The sequence below is a fragment of the Aureibaculum luteum genome, from assembly GCF_003449015.1.
Classification (GTDB): Bacteria; Bacteroidota; Bacteroidia; order Flavobacteriales; family Flavobacteriaceae; genus Aureibaculum; species Aureibaculum luteum.
This window is the reverse complement of sequence record NZ_QRGD01000007.1, coordinates 207,848-227,564: the sequence shown is the minus strand read 5'-3', so window position 1 is coordinate 227,564 and position 19,717 is coordinate 207,848. Positions and strand designations below refer to the sequence as shown.

The window sequence follows — 19,717 nt, the reverse complement described above, 5'->3', positions numbered from 1 at the left end:
TTGACCTATTTAATTCCTATAATATATTTCAACGTTGTTATAACCGTTGCATTAGGCTTTGCGGTAGCATTTTCTGTTCAAATAGCAGGTAAAATATTTAAAATTACAACAAGAGCAAGAAGACTTTACTTGACTATATTTTCTTTAATTACAGTCTATTACTCACATTGGATTGCCTTTATTTTATTTACAACAACGGGAAGTATTCCAAACGCATCCGAATTCATTAGTTATTTCTTTTATCCTAATAACTTCTTTTTAATAATTGGTGAAATTAATACCTATGGTACCTGGAGTTTTGGTACTATGGAAGCCCCTGTAAATGGGTTAATACTTACCGCTATTTGGCTTATTGAAGCCATAATCATTTTCTTTATAGCTATTAGATATACATTGTTATTTCCTGAAAATCCCTATTCTGAAAAATTCAATAAATGGTATACTAAATTAACTTTAGATTATGATTTTAACTCCTTTTATTCAGAAGATAAAATAATTACAAATCTAAAAGAACAGGGTATAGATTTAATTAGCAATGCTGAAAAAGGATTGGCGTATAAACATTCAAAAATTTCTATCTTTTTTCTTAAAAATGAAGAAAATCAATATCTCTCAATTGATAACATTTTTATAGAGGTAAGAAATAAATCTAAAAAAACAATAACGCCAATGTTAAGTCCAATAAAAATTACGAATACTGACGCTCAGCAATTAATTACCAAATTTGGAACTAAAAAGGCCTTTTATTTCGATTTTTAAACTATTTGCTTTTATTTACTGCTTTAATTGCTTGTGTAAATTCATCGAGGTCTTCGTCATTTAACACAAGGTGAACGGCTTCATCACAAATTGTTTCTACATTAGCTGTTGGAAAACCTAAACCTATAGCAACACGTCTCAACACAATCATTTCAGAACCCGTAACTTCATCATCTGCAAAAATCATTTGCGTCAATTTAAACAATCGTTCAATACGCTCATCGTAACTATTCGGTGGACGAATAGCAAATTTATCAGCATCTTTTACTATTTCTTGATACTTCTCATCTCCAATTTCAAATGTTTTTGACAATTTTTCTAATAGTCCTTTTTCAGAATCTGTTAGTTTTTCATCAGCCAAAGCTAATTGAACAATATTGGCAAAATGGCTCAAATTATCTTTTTGAGCACCACTTGAATATAAATCTGATATTGACATGTCTAATTTTTAAGTTGTCAAATATAAATAAACTGAGGATATTTTAATAAGGTTATTTATAATTTTATCTTTGCACCTTCACACTCGATTACCATTTGGCTAATGAGTTTAAAATTCTAAACAATTGAGCAAACAAGCCATTGTTAAACTTTATGAGCAATCTGACAACGTAAAGCAAATTGCTACATTATTAAAACAAGAAAACCAAAAGCTATTTTTATCGCATTTGGCAGGTTCTTCATTGTCTTTTGTTATTTCAAACACTTTTTTGTCGGTTGAAAAACCTTACTTACTCATCTTTAACGACAAAGAAGAAGCTGCTTATTATTTAAACGATTTAGAGCAACTGTTAGGGGACAAAAATGTACTTTTTTATCCTGGTTCTTACCGTCGTCCCTATCATCCCGACGCTTCGGGAGAAGAAACTGATAACGCTAATATTTTATTACGTTCTGAAGTACTTAATCGGATTAATTCTCGTAAAAAACCTGCAGTAATAGTTACTTACCCGGATGCTCTTTTTGAAAAAGTAGTTACCAAAAGTGAATTGGACAGAAATACCTTAAAACTGAGTGTTGGTATGGCAATTTCGCTCGACTTTGTCAATGAGATGCTTTTTGAATATCATTTTAAACGTGTTGATTTTGTTACTGAACCTGGAGAATTTGCAGTAAGAGGTGGTATTGTAGATGTTTTTTCTTTTTCTAATGATGAACCTTATCGAATAGAATTTTTTGGCGATGAAGTAGATAGTATCAGAACTTTTGATATTGAAACGCAGCTATCTATAGAAAAATTAAAGAAAATAAGTATTTTACCGAATGTTGAAAATAAAAAACTTCAAGAAAAACGAGAGAGTTTTCTAAAATACATTTCTAGCAAAACAGTTGTTTTTGCGAAAAATACAGACTTAATTTTTGATAGCCTAAACGGACTATTTGAAAAAGCTAAATCGGCATTCTCAGAGCAAAAACAGGTTGTAAAATTAGCGGAACCTGAAGAATTATTCTGCGATGGCCATTATATAAAAAATCAGCTCCAAGAGTTTAACCTGGTTACTTTTGGCAATAAACAACACGGAGAAAATCAGGCCATTGAAATTTCATTTCAAATTAAGCCGCAACCTTCATTTAATAAGCAGTTTGATTTATTAATTAACAACCTTAATAAAAACACCAAAATTGGCTTAAAAAATTATCTTTTTTGTGCCAATGAAAAGCAGGCTCAACGTTTTCACGATATTTTTAAAGACATTGACGAAAATGTTAAGTATAAAACCTTGGTTTTTCCAATATATGAAGGGTTTATAGATAATGATTTAAAAATTGCCTGTTATACAGATCACCAAATTTTTGAACGCTATCATAAATTTCGTTTGAAAACTGGGTTTTCTAAAAAGCAATCTATTACGCTTAAAGAATTAACCAATCTAGAAATTGGCGATTATGTGACCCATATGGATCATGGAATTGGTAAGTTTGGCGGACTGCAAAAAATAGATGTTGAAGGTAAAAAACAGGAAGCTATAAAACTGGTTTATGGAGATAGAGATATACTTTATATCAGCATCCATTCACTACATAAAATAAGCAAGTTTAGTGGCAAAGAGGGTAAACCTCCTAAAATTTATAAATTGGGTTCTGGTGCTTGGAAAAAACTCAAGCAAAAAACTAAAACTCGTGTTAAGCAAGTTGCATATGATTTAATTCAACTCTATGCCAAGCGAAAATTACAAAAAGGGTATCAATCTAAACCCGATAGCTATATGCAATTGGAATTGGAATCGAGTTTTATGTATGAAGATACGCCTGACCAATTATCGGCTACGCAAGATGTAAAGTCCGATATGGAGAGTCAACAACCTATGGACAGATTGGTCTGTGGTGACGTTGGTTTCGGCAAAACAGAAGTCGCCATTCGTGCAGCCTTTAAAGCGGTAGATAACGGGAAACAAGTTGCCGTATTGGTACCTACAACTATTTTGGCGTTCCAACACTTTAGAACATTTTCTGAACGGCTAAAAGATTTACCCGTTGTGGTAGATTATATGAACCGATTTAGAACTACCAAACAACGAAATGAAATTATTAAAGGTCTTGAATCTGGTAACATTGACATTGTTATTGGTACACATCAATTGGTAAACAAGAAAGTGAAGTTTAAAGACTTAGGTTTATTAATTGTTGATGAAGAGCAAAAATTCGGCGTTGGTGTAAAAGACAAACTAAAGACTATAAAAGAAAATGTGGACACATTAACTTTGACCGCGACGCCTATTCCGCGTACCTTACAATTTTCATTGATGGCCGCTCGTGATTTATCAGTTATCAATACAGCTCCACCCAACAGACATCCGATAGAAACAAATGTTATCCGCTTTAGCGAAGAAACTATTAGGGACGCCATTCAGTATGAAATTTCAAGGAGTGGACAGGTGTTTTTTATCCATAACCGAATAGAAAACATAAAAGAAGTAGCGGGACTCATACAACGCCTTATTCCAGATGCTAAAGTTGCCATTGGTCATGGACAAATGGACGGAAAGAAGTTAGAACAACTCATGATGGCTTTTATGAATAATGAGTTTGATGTACTTGTTTCTACAACTATTGTGGAAAGCGGACTAGATGTGCCTAATGCGAACACTATTTTCATTAACAATGCCAATAATTTCGGATTGTCAGATTTACATCAAATGCGAGGACGTGTTGGACGATCTAACAAAAAAGCCTTTTGTTATTTTATAACACCTCCATATCATATGATGACGGATGATGCCAGAAAACGTATTCAAGCATTAGAAGTGTTCTCTGATTTAGGTAGTGGATTAAATATAGCCATGAAGGATTTAGAAATTCGTGGAGCTGGAGATTTATTAGGTGGTGAGCAAAGTGGTTTTATTAATGATATTGGTTTTGATACCTATCAGAAAATACTAAATGAAGCCATTGAAGAACTGAAAGAAAACGAGTTTAAAGACTTGTATAAAGACACTTCAGATAAGCCTAAGCCATTTGTAAAAGAAATTCAAATTGATACGGATTTTGAATTGCTTTTCCCCGATGATTATATCAACTCCATAACGGAAAGACTCAAGTTATATAACGAATTAAACGACTTAAACACCGAAGAAGAGCTTAACATTTTTGAACAACAATTGATTGACCGTTTTGGTGAATTACCAGTACAAGCTGAAGATTTATTGAATAGTGTTCGTGTAAAATGGCTGGCAAAAGACATTGGTTTTGAACGCCTCATTTTGAAGAAAAAAAGAATGATTGGTTATTTTATTTCCGATACGCAATCGAGCTATTATCAGACTGAAATGTTTACCAAAGTGTTGCAATTTGTTCAAAAAAATCCAACTACTTCTGTAATGAAAGAAAAGGAAACCAGAAACGGTTTACGCTTGTTATTGACTTTTATAAGAATTGATTCTATTGAAAAAGCGTTGGAAGTATTGCGTAAGGTCTAATTCATAATTATTATATATTTTTAGACTGCAATTTTAAAACACTTTACCAAAGTGCAAACAATTAAATTTTTTATACTTTCTATTCTCAGCATTGTAGTTCTTTCTTGTAGTTCTTCAAAAATAGTACAGAAAGAAATAAACCAACAGTTTACTGATTTTACAGTTGATTTTGACTTTAAAACAAAATCTGTTGACTCTGCATTAAATAGTTTGATTAATTTACCTGTAAGACAACGAGAAGAATCGCTAGTCTCATACATGTCAAAAGGCTGGATGCCTTCTTATAACTTTCAATTTAAAGAAGTTTCTTATACCTATAAAAATAATTCAGGCAAAAAATATAAGATTCGCTTTTGGGTAACACCTGATTATTTATCCATCGGTAATGACGACGATTTTGTTAGAATGCCGCTAACGCCTCAAGCAGCACAATTGTTAGCAGATCAATTTCATTGTGCATTACCCACTACAAAAATGGTGGATGAAATTTACAAAAAAGTCTGTAACTGAAATACAATCTTTCTTTATTGAAAATCAAGGTAAAAAAGTTTGTGGTCGCTTTCAACAAACCCAATTAGACACCATTACCATAGAGATTCCAGAACAGCTTTTATTTCAACAAGTGTCTTATTCTAGAATGTTTTTATTGGCTTTATTAATTACTATGGGTGTAACCCTAATGAGCTGTAATACTAATGGTAAAAAACAGAAAATTAATGAGGTGATTGTGCTGGATAGTATTACTAACCCTCAGAAATCAATCGATAATGAAATTGATTCATTAAACATAAAGACCAAAGTAGACAGCGTTGCTAAGTCAGACACTAATGGAGAAAATAAAAAAGATGCTTTAATTGAAAAACCATCAAAACCAATACCAATACCTCCACCACCAATTACTACTGTTGGCATGACAGTATTGAGACTTCCAGAAGTTATAGAACCAGTAAAAATTATAGAAAAAGATAGTTTAGTTTGCAAGAGCAAAGACAGCATAGAGATCATTGAAATAACAGAAATTACTGGTGATGTTTTTATTGAACCTTCGGTTTTTGGTTTGATCGAAGAATCACCACCTACATTTAAAGGGTCAACAGCAAAAACAAGTTATGAAAAGAAAGAAGAATTTACTAAAAAAATAAATGAGTTTGTGCTTTCTAAATTTGACACTACTTTAACGAGCACTTTAAATTTAAAAGAAGGAAAACATAGAATTATAGCCACTTTTAAGATTGATAAAAATGGGGAAGTTCAAGAATTAAAAGTCTTTGCTCCTCATAATAAACTTAAAGAAGAAATTGTAAGAATTATAAACGAATTACCTCAATTTAAACCCGCCACGCAAAGAAACAGACCTGTTCCTATTAATTACACTTTACCTATAACATTTATGGTAGAATAACTATATTTGGTTTGGTTTTTGACTAGTTCTCAATACGCCGCCCGAAAAGCGAGGCACTCGAACCAACGTTTATATATATTAACATTATGATTAAGAAATTTTTACTTTTACTTTTATTAGCAACTGCTTTTGCTAACGCCCAACATACCATTACTGGTAAAATGCAACCTAATGCTGATTTTGAATGGATGATTTTATACCATATGCAAGGAGCAAAACAAAACTATATTGCTAATGCTGATATCAAAGAAGGAGCATTTTCCTTTACATTATCCGACACATTAAATGTGGGTATTTACCGTTTGGTGTACGATTTACAAAATCAACTTTTTATAGATGTTATTTATAATAATGAAGACATTGCTTTTACATTTAATCCCGAAAATCCTAATAAAGAAATTCAATTTTCAAGTTCAGAAGAAAATAAATTGTACTATTCTTATTTGAATAAATCTGCTGGAATTCAATACACTTTAGACTCGCTACAAGTGGCCTATTTTAGCACTCAAAATAAACCTAAAATCAACGCTTTATATCAGAAAAAACATGCCGATTTAGTCGAAACACAAGAGCAATCAGAGAAACAATCAAAAGGCAAACTTGCTTATCATTTTATAAAAGCAAGTGGGCGTTATAATGCATCACAACCTATTGAAAAACCAAATGATTATCTTAAAAGTACAAAAACACATTTTTTCGATACTGTTGATTTTAATAATGAGACCTTGTTGGGTTCAACTTTTATAACCGACAAAATAAACGACTATATTTTTTACTTGAATGCCTCTGATGACTATCAAGTTAACAATCAACTTAAAAAAGAAGCGATTACAACGGTAATTACAAAAATTGGAACAAACTATCGCTTAGCGAAAGATATTGAAGAAGTTCTATTATATAACTTCACACAACAGCAAAATGTACCTATAGTTCGATTTATACTAGAGAATTATTACAATAAACTACCTGCTAGTTATCAAGATTTAGACTTTAAAAAAGATGTTGAAGTTAAAATTAAAACAGCTATTGGTAATAAAGCACCAAATATCAATTGGACTATTAACAATGTAAAGAACGACCTCTATAAGTTATCAGGAAGTGACACCTACCTAGTAATTTTTTGGAGTTCACAATGTGGACATTGCCTAAAAGAAATTCCTGTTCTAAACGACTATTTAAAGGGAAACACAAAAATCAAAGTTATAGCGGTTGGTATGGAAGAAGAAACTAGTAAACCGATCTGGCAAAAATTAATTTTAAACTACCCTTCGTTTATAAATGTGTATGGAGCACACAAATGGAAAAATGAATTTGCTCGAGAATATGGAGTAACCTCTACTCCTTCCTATTTTGTATTAGATGCTAACAAAAATATTATGGCAAAACCTGATACTATTGAGGATGTGAAAGCATTTTTTGAGGGAAATAAATAAACCCCTCCGCCTAACGGCACCTTCCCTTGAAAAAAGGGTAGGAAATAATATGTTTTTTGTTCCATTTCATAACGCAAAAACACTCGTGCTGACAGTAGTTTATGAGCGACTAAAAATGATAAAAAGCATCTTCTAAATGCTCAATTTCAAATTTATTTTTATCATTTATAATGGCAATAATATCAAACCGTACATTAACATCTAAATCTTTAGAAACTACATAATGGTCGGCAGCCATAACGAGTAATTTTATTTTCTTTTGGTTTACAAAGTCCTGCGGTAAACCAAAATCTCGTGTAGAACGCGTTTTTACTTCAACAATGGCTAAAACATCGTCTTTTTGTGCTATAATATCTATTTCTGCCTTTAAATATCTATAATTGATATCGCGAATTTTATATCCATTTTTTTTTAAATAGGCAATGGCCAACTCCTCCCCTTTTTTTCCTAATTCATTATGATCAGCCATAATTTATAAGTTTAACATGATATATATTATTCAGGAATTGTAAGTTTAAAGAAAGTGTTTCACCCTCAAATGCCCTTCCCTTTGGCGAGGGTTAGGGAGGCGATTTTTCTATTTCTCAAACTTTACAACCGTCTTACTTCCTTTAACTTTCATTTCAATTTTTCTTCCTAGAATCAAGGTACGGTTATCTGTAATATGACCTGCTGGGAAATCAAATGCTACTGGAAAATCATATTCTTTTACAGCATCTAAAATTATTTCTTCATAAGTCATTCCAAATTCAGAAGCATCGGTTTTTCGATCGGACATTCCACCAATAATAAGCCCTTTACAGTTTTCAAAATAGCCCGCTCTTTTCAAGCTTATCATCATTCTATCAATATGATACAAAGCTTCACCAACCTCTTCCAAAAACAAAATTTTACCATTAGCATCTATCTGCGATTTTGACCCTAACATACTATATACCAAAGATAAATTACCACCGACAACTTCGCCTTCAGTAGTACCTTCACGATTAAAATCAGATTCAGCAACTCTATACGTTACTCTTTTACCAAAAAAAGCCCTCTTCAACGATTTTAAGGCTTGTCGCTGTTCTTTACTATCAGGTTTGTAGGTCAATGGCATTATACCATGCATCGTTTCAATACCCATAATGTGCACTTCATTGTGAAAGGCCGTTATATCTGAAAAACCAATAATCCATTTAGGATTTTGCTTAAACTTTGTAAAATCAAGATCATCTAAAATCCGAATGGCTCCATAACCACCTCTAGCACACCAAATCGCTTTTACATCATCATCATCTAAGGCTTCTTGAAAATCAGCCAAGCGTTCTTCATCAGTACCGGCAAATCTAAAATATTGATTGAATAAGTTCTTACCTAATTTCACTTTCAGTCCCCACTTTTTTAATAAGTCAATCCCATTTTTAACACCAACTGAATCTCTAACAATACCTGCTGGAGCTACAATCATTACCATATCACCTTTTTGTAAAGTAGGTGGTTTAATCAATGAAGTATTACTGTCATTCTGTGCTAAAAGCGTTATTGAGATAAATAATAAGAAAACGCTAAAAATTTTATTCATGATAATTTTAATTGATGGGGTTTTGTGTAAAAGTATATAAAATGCTAAATATAACTAGTGTTATGAGTGCTTTTTCTTACTTTTGCCCTACTAAAATTGAGGAATGAACACACCGAAAAGATATACTATTACTGCAGCTTTACCCTACACAAATGGCCCCGTACATATTGGACATTTGGCCGGAGTTTATGTGCCCGCAGATATTTATGCCCGTTATCAACGTTTACAAGGTAGCGATGTACTTTACATATGCGGCTCAGATGAGCATGGCGTACCCATTACTATAAAGGCGAAAAAGGAAGGAATTTCGCCTCAACAAGTGGTTGACAAATACCATGAAATGATTAAAAAATCATTTGCTGAATTTGGAATTTCATTTGATAATTATTCACGTACTACGGCTAAAGTACATCATGATACTGCCTCTGATTTTTTTAAAAAACTATATGAAGACGGTAAGTTTATTGAAGAAACTAATGAACAATTGTACGATGCGGAAGCCAATCAATTTTTAGCAGATCGATTTGTTGTAGGTACGTGCCCTAAATGTGGTTTTGAAGAAAGTTATGGCGATCAATGTGAAAATTGCGGAACGAGTCATAATGCTACGGATTTAATTAATCCGAAATCAGCTATTACTGGAAACACACCTACGTTAAAAGAAACAAAACACTGGTTTTTACCTTTAGATCAATACCAAGATTGGTTAAGAACTTGGATAGTTGAAGGGCATGCCAATGACTGGAAACCTAATGTATTGGGCCAAGTAAAATCTTGGTTAGATGACGGTTTAAGACCTAGAGCGGTAACTCGTGATTTAGATTGGGGAATCCCAGTTCCCGTTGAAGGTGGTGAAGGCAAAGTGCTTTATGTTTGGTTTGATGCTCCTATTGGTTATATTTCATCAACAAAAGAATGGGCAGAACGTACCGGTAAGGATTGGGAACCGTATTGGAAAGATGAAGACACCAAATTATTGCATTTTATAGGTAAAGATAATATCGTTTTTCACTGTATTATTTTCCCGAGTATGCTTAAGGCAGAAGGTTCTTATATTTTACCTGAAAACGTACCCGCAAATGAGTTTTTAAATTTGGAAGGAAATAAACTTTCCACTTCAAAAAACTGGGCAGTTTGGTTGCACGAATATTTAGAGGATTTTCCTGGCAAACAAGATGTGTTGCGTTATACACTAACTGCAAATGCACCTGAAACTAAAGATAATGACTTTACTTGGAAGGATTTTCAAGCAAGAAACAATAATGAGTTAGTTGCCATTTTTGGGAATTTTATTAACCGTGTGGTGGTGTTAACTCATAAGTACTATAACGGAATTGTACCCAGTCCGAATGCATTTAGCGAAGTAGATGAAGACACCTTGATGATGTTAAAAAAATATCCTCAAATTATTTCAAAATCTATTGAAAGATACAGATTCAGAGAGGCTCAAAACGAGTTAATGAATCTTGCCAGAATGGGTAATAAATATTTAGCGGATGAAGAACCTTGGAAAGTAATTAAGCAAGATGAAGAACGCGTAAAAACGATAATGTTTGTAGCACTTCAAATAGCGACGGCACTTTCAATTTTGAGTGAGCCTTTTTTACCATTTACTTCTAACAAACTAAAAGGCATGTTGAATGTCAGTTCAAGCACCTCAACTCCGCTTGGCACAGGCTCCGAAGAAATGTCATGGAACAGCGTTTCTAAAGAAAATGTTTTACTAAAAACAGGCCATCAAATAGACAAAGCAGAATTGTTATTCGCAAAAATAGAAGATGCTGAAATTCAAATTCAATTGGAAAAGTTAGCGGCTTCAAAGAAAGCCAACGAACTAGAAAACCAGTCGGTTGAACCTCAAAAGGAAACCATTGAATTTGATGATTTCACAAAACTAGACATTAGAATTGGCACGATTTTAGAAGCTGTAAAAGTAGCTAAAACGAAAAAATTATTACAGTTAAAAGTTGATGTTGGTATCGATATTAGAACCATCGTTTCTGGTATTGCTGAAAGTTTTAGCCCAGAAGACATTATCGGAAAACAGGTCACTGTACTAACCAATTTGGCTCCACGTACTATTCGTGGTGTAGAAAGTCAAGGAATGATATTAATGTGCGATACTTCTGACGGAAAATTGGCATTTGTAGAACCTGATGCTAATGTTGTAAATGGTGGACAGATATCATAAACAATTATAATCATGAAATTAATAAAGATAAGCTTAATTATACTTACAATTGCCTTGTCTAGCTGTAGCACAAAGAAAAAAATAAGTGAAAAAAAAGTAGAAGAAACGGTTATTGATATGCATAACAGTATGAATTCTTTAGACTGGAGCGGCACTTATCAAGGCAACTTGCCTTGTGCAGATTGTGAAGGCATTCAAACCGTTCTTATATTAAACAATGATTTAACTTTTCTTAAAAAATCAAAATACTTAGGTAAAAAAGATACTATTTTTGAAGATAAAGGTTCTTTTTCTTGGAGTAAAACCGGACAAATAATTACGCTAAACAATCAAAATACTGAACATTATTTTGTTGGTGAAAATAGGATTTGGAAATTAGATGAAAACGGTAATAAAATTACAGGTGATTTAGCTCAACAATATATTTTCAACAAACAAAATTCACAACTTACAGACAGACATTGGAAATTAGTCGAATTGTATGGCCAAAAAGTAGACTTTGACAAGAAAAAAGGTAAACAACCTTATTTAATTCTAAGACCTGAAGAAGAAAACAAAATTTATGGTAATGCAGGTTGTAATCGCTTTTTTGGCACTTTTGAACTTAAAGAAGGGAATCAAATTGTTTTTTCACAACTAGGTGCCACAAAAATGTATTGTCCAAATATGGAAACTGAAACTCAGTTTTTAAAGGTTCTCAATACTGCCGATAATTATTCGCTTAACGGAGAAACGATGACTTTGAACAAAGCGAAAATGGCTCCGTTAGCAAAATTTGAAGTGGCCTATTTTTATTAGAATGAATTGTTTATGAAAAAAGTAATACTATTTATTTATGCCTTATCTATAAGTTTTTCTTCATTTGCTCAAGAAGAAATAATAACATTTAATAATTATTTAAAAACTTCAAAAGCACATATTAAAGAGGTCATTCCAATAGTAAATGAGCAAAATCAAGAAACTTCACTATTTATTACAGATGCCAAGCAAGCATATGGTTATTTATTTGATAGTAATTTTAAAATAATTGATGAAATAGTTTCCGACAAACGGAGTCGAAAATATAAAACAATTATTGGCAGTAGTATCTATAACGGGAATTATACAATTTTCATGACCAATAAGAGAAGAGATAAATTTGCTTCCTTATTATTTTCTTATGAAAACGACAATTCTAATGTAGCTGAAATACCTTTAGAATTAAAAGACGAAAAGTTTATTCAAACTGTTGAATACAATAATAATTTCTACATCTTAACTATTGTCAGACGTACTTCGAAATTGAACGTTTATGTCTTCGAAAAAGGTTCCCAATTTGTAAAAAAAGAAATCGATTTATCACAAGATTTCGAGGAAAAAGAATCACTCTATAACCTTTTGACAATATCTGCCGACGGTAGTTATGGTTTAAAAAAATTAGTGGATATAAATAAAATTGAAGAAATAAATCCAAATGCCATTGAAATTACCTCTGAAAAAACAAAAATGTATAAACGAGGTTCGGAAATAATATTCTCATTTGATGAAAATGAAGATTTTACAAAAGTTGTAACGTTAAGCTTAGATTCGTTTGATTACGAAGTTATTGAATTTGACAAACCGTTTAAAGAGACCCATTTAAAAGAAACCAACACCTTTATTAATGGTGACAATATTTATATGGTAGCCGCCACTAAGAAAAAATTTAATTTTTCTATTTATAGTTTTGAAACAGGTAATTTAATAAAAGAATACAATACTACTGTTGATGAGGTTATATCATTTAAAAATACTCCCTTAATTCAAATTGGAGGGGAATTTGATAGTTACAGAGAACTCGAAAAAACAAGAAAATTTCTAAGAAAAATAACCAATGGTAATATTGGAATATCTGTTTTTAAACATAACGATACATATGAAATTTCTATTGGAGGTAAACAAGAAGTAAACTCAGGAGGTGGCATGATGATGCCGATGGGTATGGGTCTGCCCATGGCTACTTTTGGTGCAGTTACTGTTTTTTTTAATCCAGCTATGTTTGCATACAATTCTTATTCTCGAACTAAATCCATACAATTTAAAGGGCTTTTTGATGATAATTTTAATCACTTAAAAGGGGAAATAGAAAAAAATGCCTTTGACAAAATAAAAGATTATGAAGATGAAAATAACTTGTCATCAAAAGGGAAGTCACTTTTCAGGTTTAAAGATTATTATATTTTAGGGAATTACTCTCCTTGGCCAAAAGAAGAATACACGTTAGCCTTGTTCAAAGATTAATTTTTCAATTCTACATTATTACACTTATTTAGATTTAATAAAAATAACTATATTTGTAGTATTATTTTATGATCTGAATAATTTTGGGTAAAAAGAAGAAAAAAAAAGCGATTAAAAAGTTACAAAAATTAGGTCTTATACCTGATAAAGTAAAAAGTGATTGCTGTAAAAAATTCAAAAAAGGCGAACAAAAACGTTGTAAAAAATGTCCTTGTTTTGATTTACATAAAAAGGTAGCATAACTTCTATTTTAATCAATATTTCTGCGAGATAGTTTTTATATTGCATGTTCAATTTAAGCAATGCAATTACTCAACTACATAAGATCTTTTACCAACCTTCCTGATAGAGGAATACAAAACACAATTGAATTATTAAATCAAGATTGTACCATTCCGTTTATATCTCGGTATCGTAAAGAAGTAACTGGAAACTTAGATGAAGTTCAAATTGGCGATATTGTCAAATACAAAGAGCAATTTGAAACCCTAGAAAAACGTAAGCTTTCTATTCTAAAATCATTGGAAGAACAAGGGGTTTTAACTGATGAACTCAAACAAAAAGTAAAATCAACTACCGATTTAACCACCTTAGAAGACCTTTATTTACCGTTTAAGAAAAAACGTAAGACAAAGGCCGAAACTGCACGGAAAAATGGACTAGAACCGTTGGCTAAAATTATAATGAGCCAATCCCACAGTGGTGACATCAATTCTATTGCCAATAAATACCTTAGAGGTGAAATTACCTCGGTTGAAGAGGCTTTAGAAGGTGCCAGACACATCATTTCTGAATGGATTAACGAACGAACCGATATCAGAAATAATATCCGTAAACAATTAGAGCGTTTTGCACAAATTACAACAAAGGTTATTGGCAGTAAAAAAGACGATGAAAAAGCTCAAAAATTTAGAGATTATTTCGATTGGTCAGAAAGTTTAAGCAGATGTCCATCTCACCGTTTACTCTCTATTTTAAGAGCGGAAAAAGAAGGGTTTATACGTGTAAAAATAGAAATTGACAATGATAAGGCTTTGTACAATATAGAAAACCGTATGGTCCGTACTAATGGTGAATCTGCCAATCAAATTATTATCGCAATCCAAGATGCTTATAAACGCTTATTGTTTCCTGCTCTATCCAATGAAATATTAAGTCTAGCCAAAGAAAAAGCAGACGAGAGTGCCATTCTTGTTTTTGCTAAAAATCTCAAACAGTTACTATTGGGTGCCCCTTTAGGCGAAAAAAATATATTGGCTATTGATCCGGGGTTTAGATCGGGCTGTAAAGTGGTTTGTCTTAACGCTCAAGGTGGATTAGTACATAATGAAACTATTTACCCGCATGCTCCACAAAACGACAATATAGGAGCTATTAAAAAGATAAGTTCTTTGGTAGACGCCTATAAAATTGATGCCATTGCTATTGGGAACGGAACCGCATCTCGAGAAACAGAACACCTCATCCGTAAAATCAGATTCAACAAAGACATACAAGTATTTGTGGTTAGTGAAGCTGGAGCTTCCATTTACTCAGCATCTAAAATTGCCAGAGATGAATTTCCTAATTACGATGTTACCGTAAGAGGTGCCGTTTCTATTGGTAGAAGGTTGGCTGATCCTTTAGCAGAATTAGTGAAAATTGATGCTAAATCTATTGGAGTAGGGCAATACCAACATGATGTTGATCAATCAAAATTACAACAGAGCTTAGATACTGTGGTGGAAAGCTGTGTAAACACTATTGGTGTAAACATTAATACCGCCAGTGAATCTTTGTTGAGTTATGTATCGGGTATTGGTCCAAAATTGGCAGAAAATATTGTTGAATACCGTGAAGAGAATGGTGCTTTTACGTCAAGAAAGCAAATAAAAAAAGTGGCTCGCTTAGGCGATAAAGCCTTTGAACAAGGAGCCGGATTTCTACGAATAAAAAATGCCAAAAACCCATTGGATGATTCCGCTGTGCATCCAGAAAGTTATGCTATAGTAGGAAGAATGGCAAAAGAAGTAAAAAAGGATGTGGAAGACTTAATTGGAAATTCAGAAATATTACAAAAAATAGAATTGCAAAAATACACAAGTAATACAGTAGGTTTACCCACTTTAACCGACATCATTTCTGAATTAGAAAAACCAGGGTTAGATCCGCGTGAAAAGGCAAAAGTGTTTACTTTTAATCAGAACATTAAAACTATAAACGATGTTAAAGAAGGACAACTCTTACCCGGAATTGTAAATAACATTACCAATTTTGGTTGTTTTGTGGATATTGGTATTAAAGAAAGTGGATTAATACACGTTTCAAACCTTTCTGATTCTTTTGTTAAAGACGTGAGTGAACATGTTACATTACATCAACAAATTATCATAAAAGTATTAGAAGTAGATGTTGCTAGAAAACGAATACAATTAAAATTACATAAATAAATATATCGTTTTACGATAAATTTATATTGATATTTGATATTTTTTGATATATTTGTATCAAATTTAATAATCATGACAAAAAATATCATATTAAACATTGCCGTTTATATCTGTAAATTTTTAAAATTAACCTATTTACTATTGCTCATTGGGGTCACCGTAGTTTTTGTTCACTATCAAATTAACCCAAAGTCTTATGATTCAGTTTATTTTAATGAAAAGTCTAATAAAACCTATGAATTTAAGATAAAACAATCATCCCCAGACTCTCAAGTCAATAAAGAAATAGAAATGAATAAAATGACTGCCTTAAATAAAATAAAAACAGGCTCATTGTATTTTTTATATCTGAGACTGGGAACTATTTTAGTGTTAAGTTATCTCATCACAAAACAATTTCAAATCGTTATAACGTCAGTTAAGAAAATGGAAACATTTAAAAAGAACAACGCTATCTCATTTAAACGAATTGGCATTTACTTGTTCATTATTTTTATAATAACTTCGTTCTGGTCAGTTCAATATTTATTTGGAGATAAATATTATGAAATTAATAAAATTGAAATATCATTAACCCCACTTATATGGATGCTGTTGTCATTCATCATGGCTGAAATATTTAAAGAAGGACACAAAATATCTGAAGAAAACGAATTAACAGTATAGATGGCAATAATAATAAACTTAGATGTGATGCTAGCCAAACGTAAGATGTCAGTTACTGAGTTGTCTACACGTGTTGGGATAACTATGGCTAATATTTCTATTCTTAAAAATGGAAAGGCAAAAGCTGTTAGGTTTTCAACATTGGAGGCCATTTGTGAAATATTAAGTTGTCAACCTGGAGATATATTAGAATACAGAGAATAAAAAAGACCTCATAGTTTTTAAAAATTTATGAGGTCTAAATAAATTAAAACTTTATAAACTTAAATCCGTTTATGCCGAATTTCTAGCTGCATTAATATTTCCAAATAAAGATCGGGTTACTAATTTTTCATAAATCTTTATTTGTTCTTCATCTTTAGGAGATTCTTTTTCCAATTCTTGAATCTTCTTTAAAGCGTATTGTTGTATTGTTAATAAAGGCAACACTATAGATTCTCTAATGTCAATTGAAGCCTTACCTGCAGGTTCATTTTCCATTAAGGCCTTAGAACCCGTTAGTCTTAACAACAAGGCTTTTGTAGTTTGATACTCTTCATGAATAATATCCCAAAAAGGACCAAACTCCGCATCTTCTGACATATATTTTGTCAAATCGAAAAATGATTTAGACAATGACATCATACTGTTTTCAACCAACGTTTTAAAGAATTTTGAATTTTTATATAAAGCTTCTACTTTATCAAATTCACCATTTTCTTCATATTTTTTTAAGGCAGTTCCTACACCATAAAAACCAGGAACATTTTGTTTTAATTGACTCCAAGATCCTACAAATGGTATCGCTCTTAAGTCTTCAAACTTCAACTCATCTGACTTACCTCTCTTACTTGGCCTACTACCAATATTTGTTTTTGCATAATATTTCAACGTACTCATACGCTCTAAATACGGTACAAACATGGGGTGATTCTTAAAATCTACATATTTTTTATAACTGATGTTTGCCATTTCTTCCATTACCACCCTGTCAGCTTCGTTCATTGGTAAATTGGTTTCCAATTTATTATCAATACCTGAACTTATCAATTGCTCTAAATTGTATTGAGACGAATCTAAGGTTCCAAAATTAGAACTAATAGTTTGCCCTTGTATAGTCAATTGTACTTGCTTAGCCTCAATCGTTGGACCTAGTGATGCATAAAACTGATGTGTTTTACCTCCACCTCTAGCTGGTGGCCCACCTCTACCATCAAAGAAAATAACATCAATATTATATTTCCTAGAAACTTCTGTTAAACGTTCTTTGGCTTTAAAAATAGCCCAGTTGGCCATTAAATACCCACCATCTTTGGTTCCATCAGAAAAACCAAGCATAATTAGTTGTTTGTTTTTACGCTCTTTTAAATGTTGTGCATAGGCTGGATTCATATATAATTCTTCCATCACCTCATGAGCAATTTCCAGATCAGGAACCGTTTCAAATAGAGGCCCAATATCAAGGGTTAAATCATCCTTAAAAGCCGCCAATTTTAACATTGCAAACAGTTGCATAACATGTAATGTACTTTGTGTATTACTTATGATATATCTATGTACTGCTCGTTCACCATTATTTTCTTGAATTTCCTTAACAACTTTAATGGTATCGAACGTCTTTAATAGATCTTCATCATTAAATTGCGATACATCAACACTACCTTTAACTTCAGATAAAATTTTCACTTGCTCTTTAGCCGTTAGTTGAAAATAATCTTTTGGAAAAATAGCACTATTAGATGCTATTAATTCTTCAGCCAACGTATTAAAAACACCTTCGTGCACACGACTATCCTGCCTAATATCTAAAATGGCAAAATGATAACCAAACAATTTTATTTTATTCAACAAACTGTTTATTTCTGTCAAATACAACGATTGATGTTCTTCAACAACTAACGTTCTAATGTCTTTTAATTCTGCCTCAAAATCATGTAAACTTATTTGTGGCGAAGCATCTTCATCAACAAAGCTATTATATAATTTTCGCTCTAACTTTCCTAAACGCTCCTCTAATCCATTAAAAGTCAACTTTCTTTTTAATTTTCTTACATCTCTGTAATAATTTTTAAGAATGGTTTCTCTTAATCTGTTCGCTACTTTTCTCGTAATTTGAGGGGTTACAAAAGGATTTCCGTCTCTATCGCCTCCAGGCCAGAAACCAACATTGATAATGTTATTATCAATATCTTTATTTTCAAAAATATTTTGTTGAATATAATCGAAAATAGAACCGAATGAATAATAAAACACATTTTCTAAATACCAAATCAAACTTACCGCCTCATCATAAGGAGTAGGTTTTTTCTTTTTATAAAAAGCAGTTTTGCCCAATTGTGCAAGTAAATCGGTAATGGCTGTTAAGTCAGTTTCCTTTATTGCTTTCGTTAAATCAGTAATGATTCCCAATATACTACCAGGATAAAATTGTGTTGGATGAGCCGTTAGTACAATACGAACTTTGAATTCTTCTAAATACTGTCTCAACATCTCCAATTGACTCTCAGCTTTGGCAGTTTCTTTCAAACTTCGCAATGTTCCAATACCATCCATATTATGGACTACTGGAAATGCGGCATCTTCAATAGCATCAAACAATACTACCTGTCTTTCGATATATTGAATAAAACGAAACAGCAAATTAATTTGACTTTCTTTATTTCGTCTTGCCTGATATTTGCTAAAAAAGGTATCTACAATGGTAGTTGGATTCTCACCATTTTTAAAACCATTTTTACAGGTTTCGTGAAACAAAGGCAATAAAACGCCCGTCTTCGTTATAGAATCAAACGGCAATGTCATAAAAATACTATTGTAAATTTGATATTTAGACAATACGTTTTGATTGAATCTTTGTAATCTTGGTTGTACAGACATATTTTGTGTTATATTTTGGTAAAAATACTAAAGCCAAAGTGATTGCAGATGGCTTCTTTTAATTTTTATGATATATTTAATTTTTTGAAATTCAAATTACTTTTTCATTATGTTAATCAATAATAACAAAGTAATCTATAATATAACTATTGTAGGTTTATAAAAAAAATTCAGGGTGCATTATTGTCGGCTTCTTCTGATTCATTTTTTTTCTTATCACTCTTTCTAGGCGATAGTTTATAAA

At 32.0% G+C, this 19,717-nt stretch carries 15 protein-coding genes; 11 read left to right on the top strand and 4 right to left on the bottom strand.

The window, feature by feature from the left end:
* Positions 1 to 759 carry a hypothetical protein gene (locus D3P13_RS16220; RefSeq protein WP_117883923.1) on the top strand — a complete coding sequence of 253 codons (759 nt, stop codon included), beginning with the start codon at positions 1 to 3 and terminating at the stop codon, positions 757 to 759.
* 1 nt (position 760) lies between these two features.
* On the opposite strand, the gene D3P13_RS16215 is transcribed toward D3P13_RS16220, so the two are convergent.
* Entirely contained in the window at positions 761 to 1,198 is a 438-nt protein-coding gene (locus D3P13_RS16215) for a tellurite resistance TerB family protein (protein WP_117883922.1), read from the bottom strand.
* A 124-nt stretch (positions 1,199 to 1,322) separates the two neighbouring features.
* Between D3P13_RS16215 and mfd the strand changes: the two genes are divergently transcribed.
* From mfd to D3P13_RS16195, 4 genes are all read left to right on the top strand, one after another.
* The gene (mfd, locus tag D3P13_RS16210; protein WP_117883921.1) at positions 1,323 to 4,673 is read left to right on the top strand and encodes a transcription-repair coupling factor; all 3,351 of its coding nucleotides are present in this window, start codon (positions 1,323 to 1,325) and stop codon (positions 4,671 to 4,673) included.
* A 51-nt stretch (positions 4,674 to 4,724) separates the two neighbouring features.
* Entirely contained in the window at positions 4,725 to 5,183 is a 459-nt protein-coding gene (locus D3P13_RS16205; RefSeq protein WP_117883920.1) for a hypothetical protein, read from the top strand.
* Positions 5,155 to 6,075: an energy transducer TonB gene (locus D3P13_RS16200; RefSeq protein WP_117883919.1), complete on the top strand. Its 921-nt coding sequence runs from the start codon at positions 5,155 to 5,157 to the stop codon at positions 6,073 to 6,075. The genes D3P13_RS16205 and D3P13_RS16200 overlap by 29 nt, the downstream gene beginning before the upstream one ends.
* 86 nt (positions 6,076 to 6,161) lie before the next feature.
* Positions 6,162 to 7,508, top strand: coding sequence for a TlpA disulfide reductase family protein (locus D3P13_RS16195; RefSeq protein WP_117883918.1), 1,347 nt, complete (start codon positions 6,162 to 6,164; stop codon positions 7,506 to 7,508).
* Positions 7,509 to 7,617: 109 nt separating this feature from the next.
* Here D3P13_RS16195 and D3P13_RS16190 read toward each other — a convergent pair whose 3' ends face one another.
* Both D3P13_RS16190 and D3P13_RS16185 read right to left on the bottom strand, forming a co-directional pair.
* Positions 7,618 to 7,977 carry a YraN family protein gene (locus D3P13_RS16190; protein ID WP_117883917.1) on the bottom strand — a complete coding sequence of 120 codons (360 nt, stop codon included), beginning with the start codon at positions 7,975 to 7,977 and terminating at the stop codon, positions 7,618 to 7,620.
* 108 nt (positions 7,978 to 8,085) lie between these two features.
* A complete protein-coding gene (locus D3P13_RS16185; protein ID WP_232829219.1) occupies positions 8,086 to 9,072 on the bottom strand; it encodes a S66 peptidase family protein in 987 nt (328 codons plus the stop codon).
* 103 nt (positions 9,073 to 9,175) lie between these two features.
* On the opposite strand from D3P13_RS16185, the gene metG reads away from it, so the two are divergent.
* From metG to D3P13_RS16155, 6 genes are all read left to right on the top strand, one after another.
* Positions 9,176 to 11,263, top strand: a complete 2,088-nt coding sequence (gene metG / locus D3P13_RS16180) for a methionine--tRNA ligase (RefSeq protein ID WP_117883915.1) — start codon at positions 9,176 to 9,178, stop codon at positions 11,261 to 11,263.
* A gap of 12 nt (positions 11,264 to 11,275) precedes the next feature.
* A complete protein-coding gene (locus D3P13_RS16175) occupies positions 11,276 to 12,061 on the top strand; it encodes a copper resistance protein NlpE N-terminal domain-containing protein (protein ID WP_117883914.1) in 786 nt (261 codons plus the stop codon).
* Between the two features lie 12 nt (positions 12,062 to 12,073).
* Positions 12,074 to 13,522: a hypothetical protein gene (locus tag D3P13_RS16170; RefSeq protein WP_117883913.1), complete on the top strand. Its 1,449-nt coding sequence runs from the start codon at positions 12,074 to 12,076 to the stop codon at positions 13,520 to 13,522.
* A 302-nt stretch (positions 13,523 to 13,824) separates the two neighbouring features.
* Entirely contained in the window at positions 13,825 to 15,951 is a 2,127-nt protein-coding gene (locus tag D3P13_RS16165; protein WP_117883912.1) for a Tex family protein, read from the top strand.
* A 72-nt stretch (positions 15,952 to 16,023) separates the two neighbouring features.
* Positions 16,024 to 16,617 (top strand): DUF2975 domain-containing protein, encoded by a 594-nt coding sequence (locus D3P13_RS16160; protein WP_117883911.1) that lies wholly within the window; start codon positions 16,024 to 16,026, stop codon positions 16,615 to 16,617.
* A complete protein-coding gene (locus D3P13_RS16155; protein ID WP_117883910.1) occupies positions 16,618 to 16,821 on the top strand; it encodes a helix-turn-helix domain-containing protein in 204 nt (67 codons plus the stop codon).
* Positions 16,822 to 16,890: 69 nt separating this feature from the next.
* Here D3P13_RS16155 and D3P13_RS16150 read toward each other — a convergent pair whose 3' ends face one another.
* The gene (locus D3P13_RS16150) at positions 16,891 to 19,473 is read right to left on the bottom strand and encodes a phosphoenolpyruvate carboxylase (RefSeq protein ID WP_117883909.1); all 2,583 of its coding nucleotides are present in this window, start codon (positions 19,471 to 19,473) and stop codon (positions 16,891 to 16,893) included.
* Between the last annotated feature and the right edge of the window lie 244 nt (positions 19,474 to 19,717).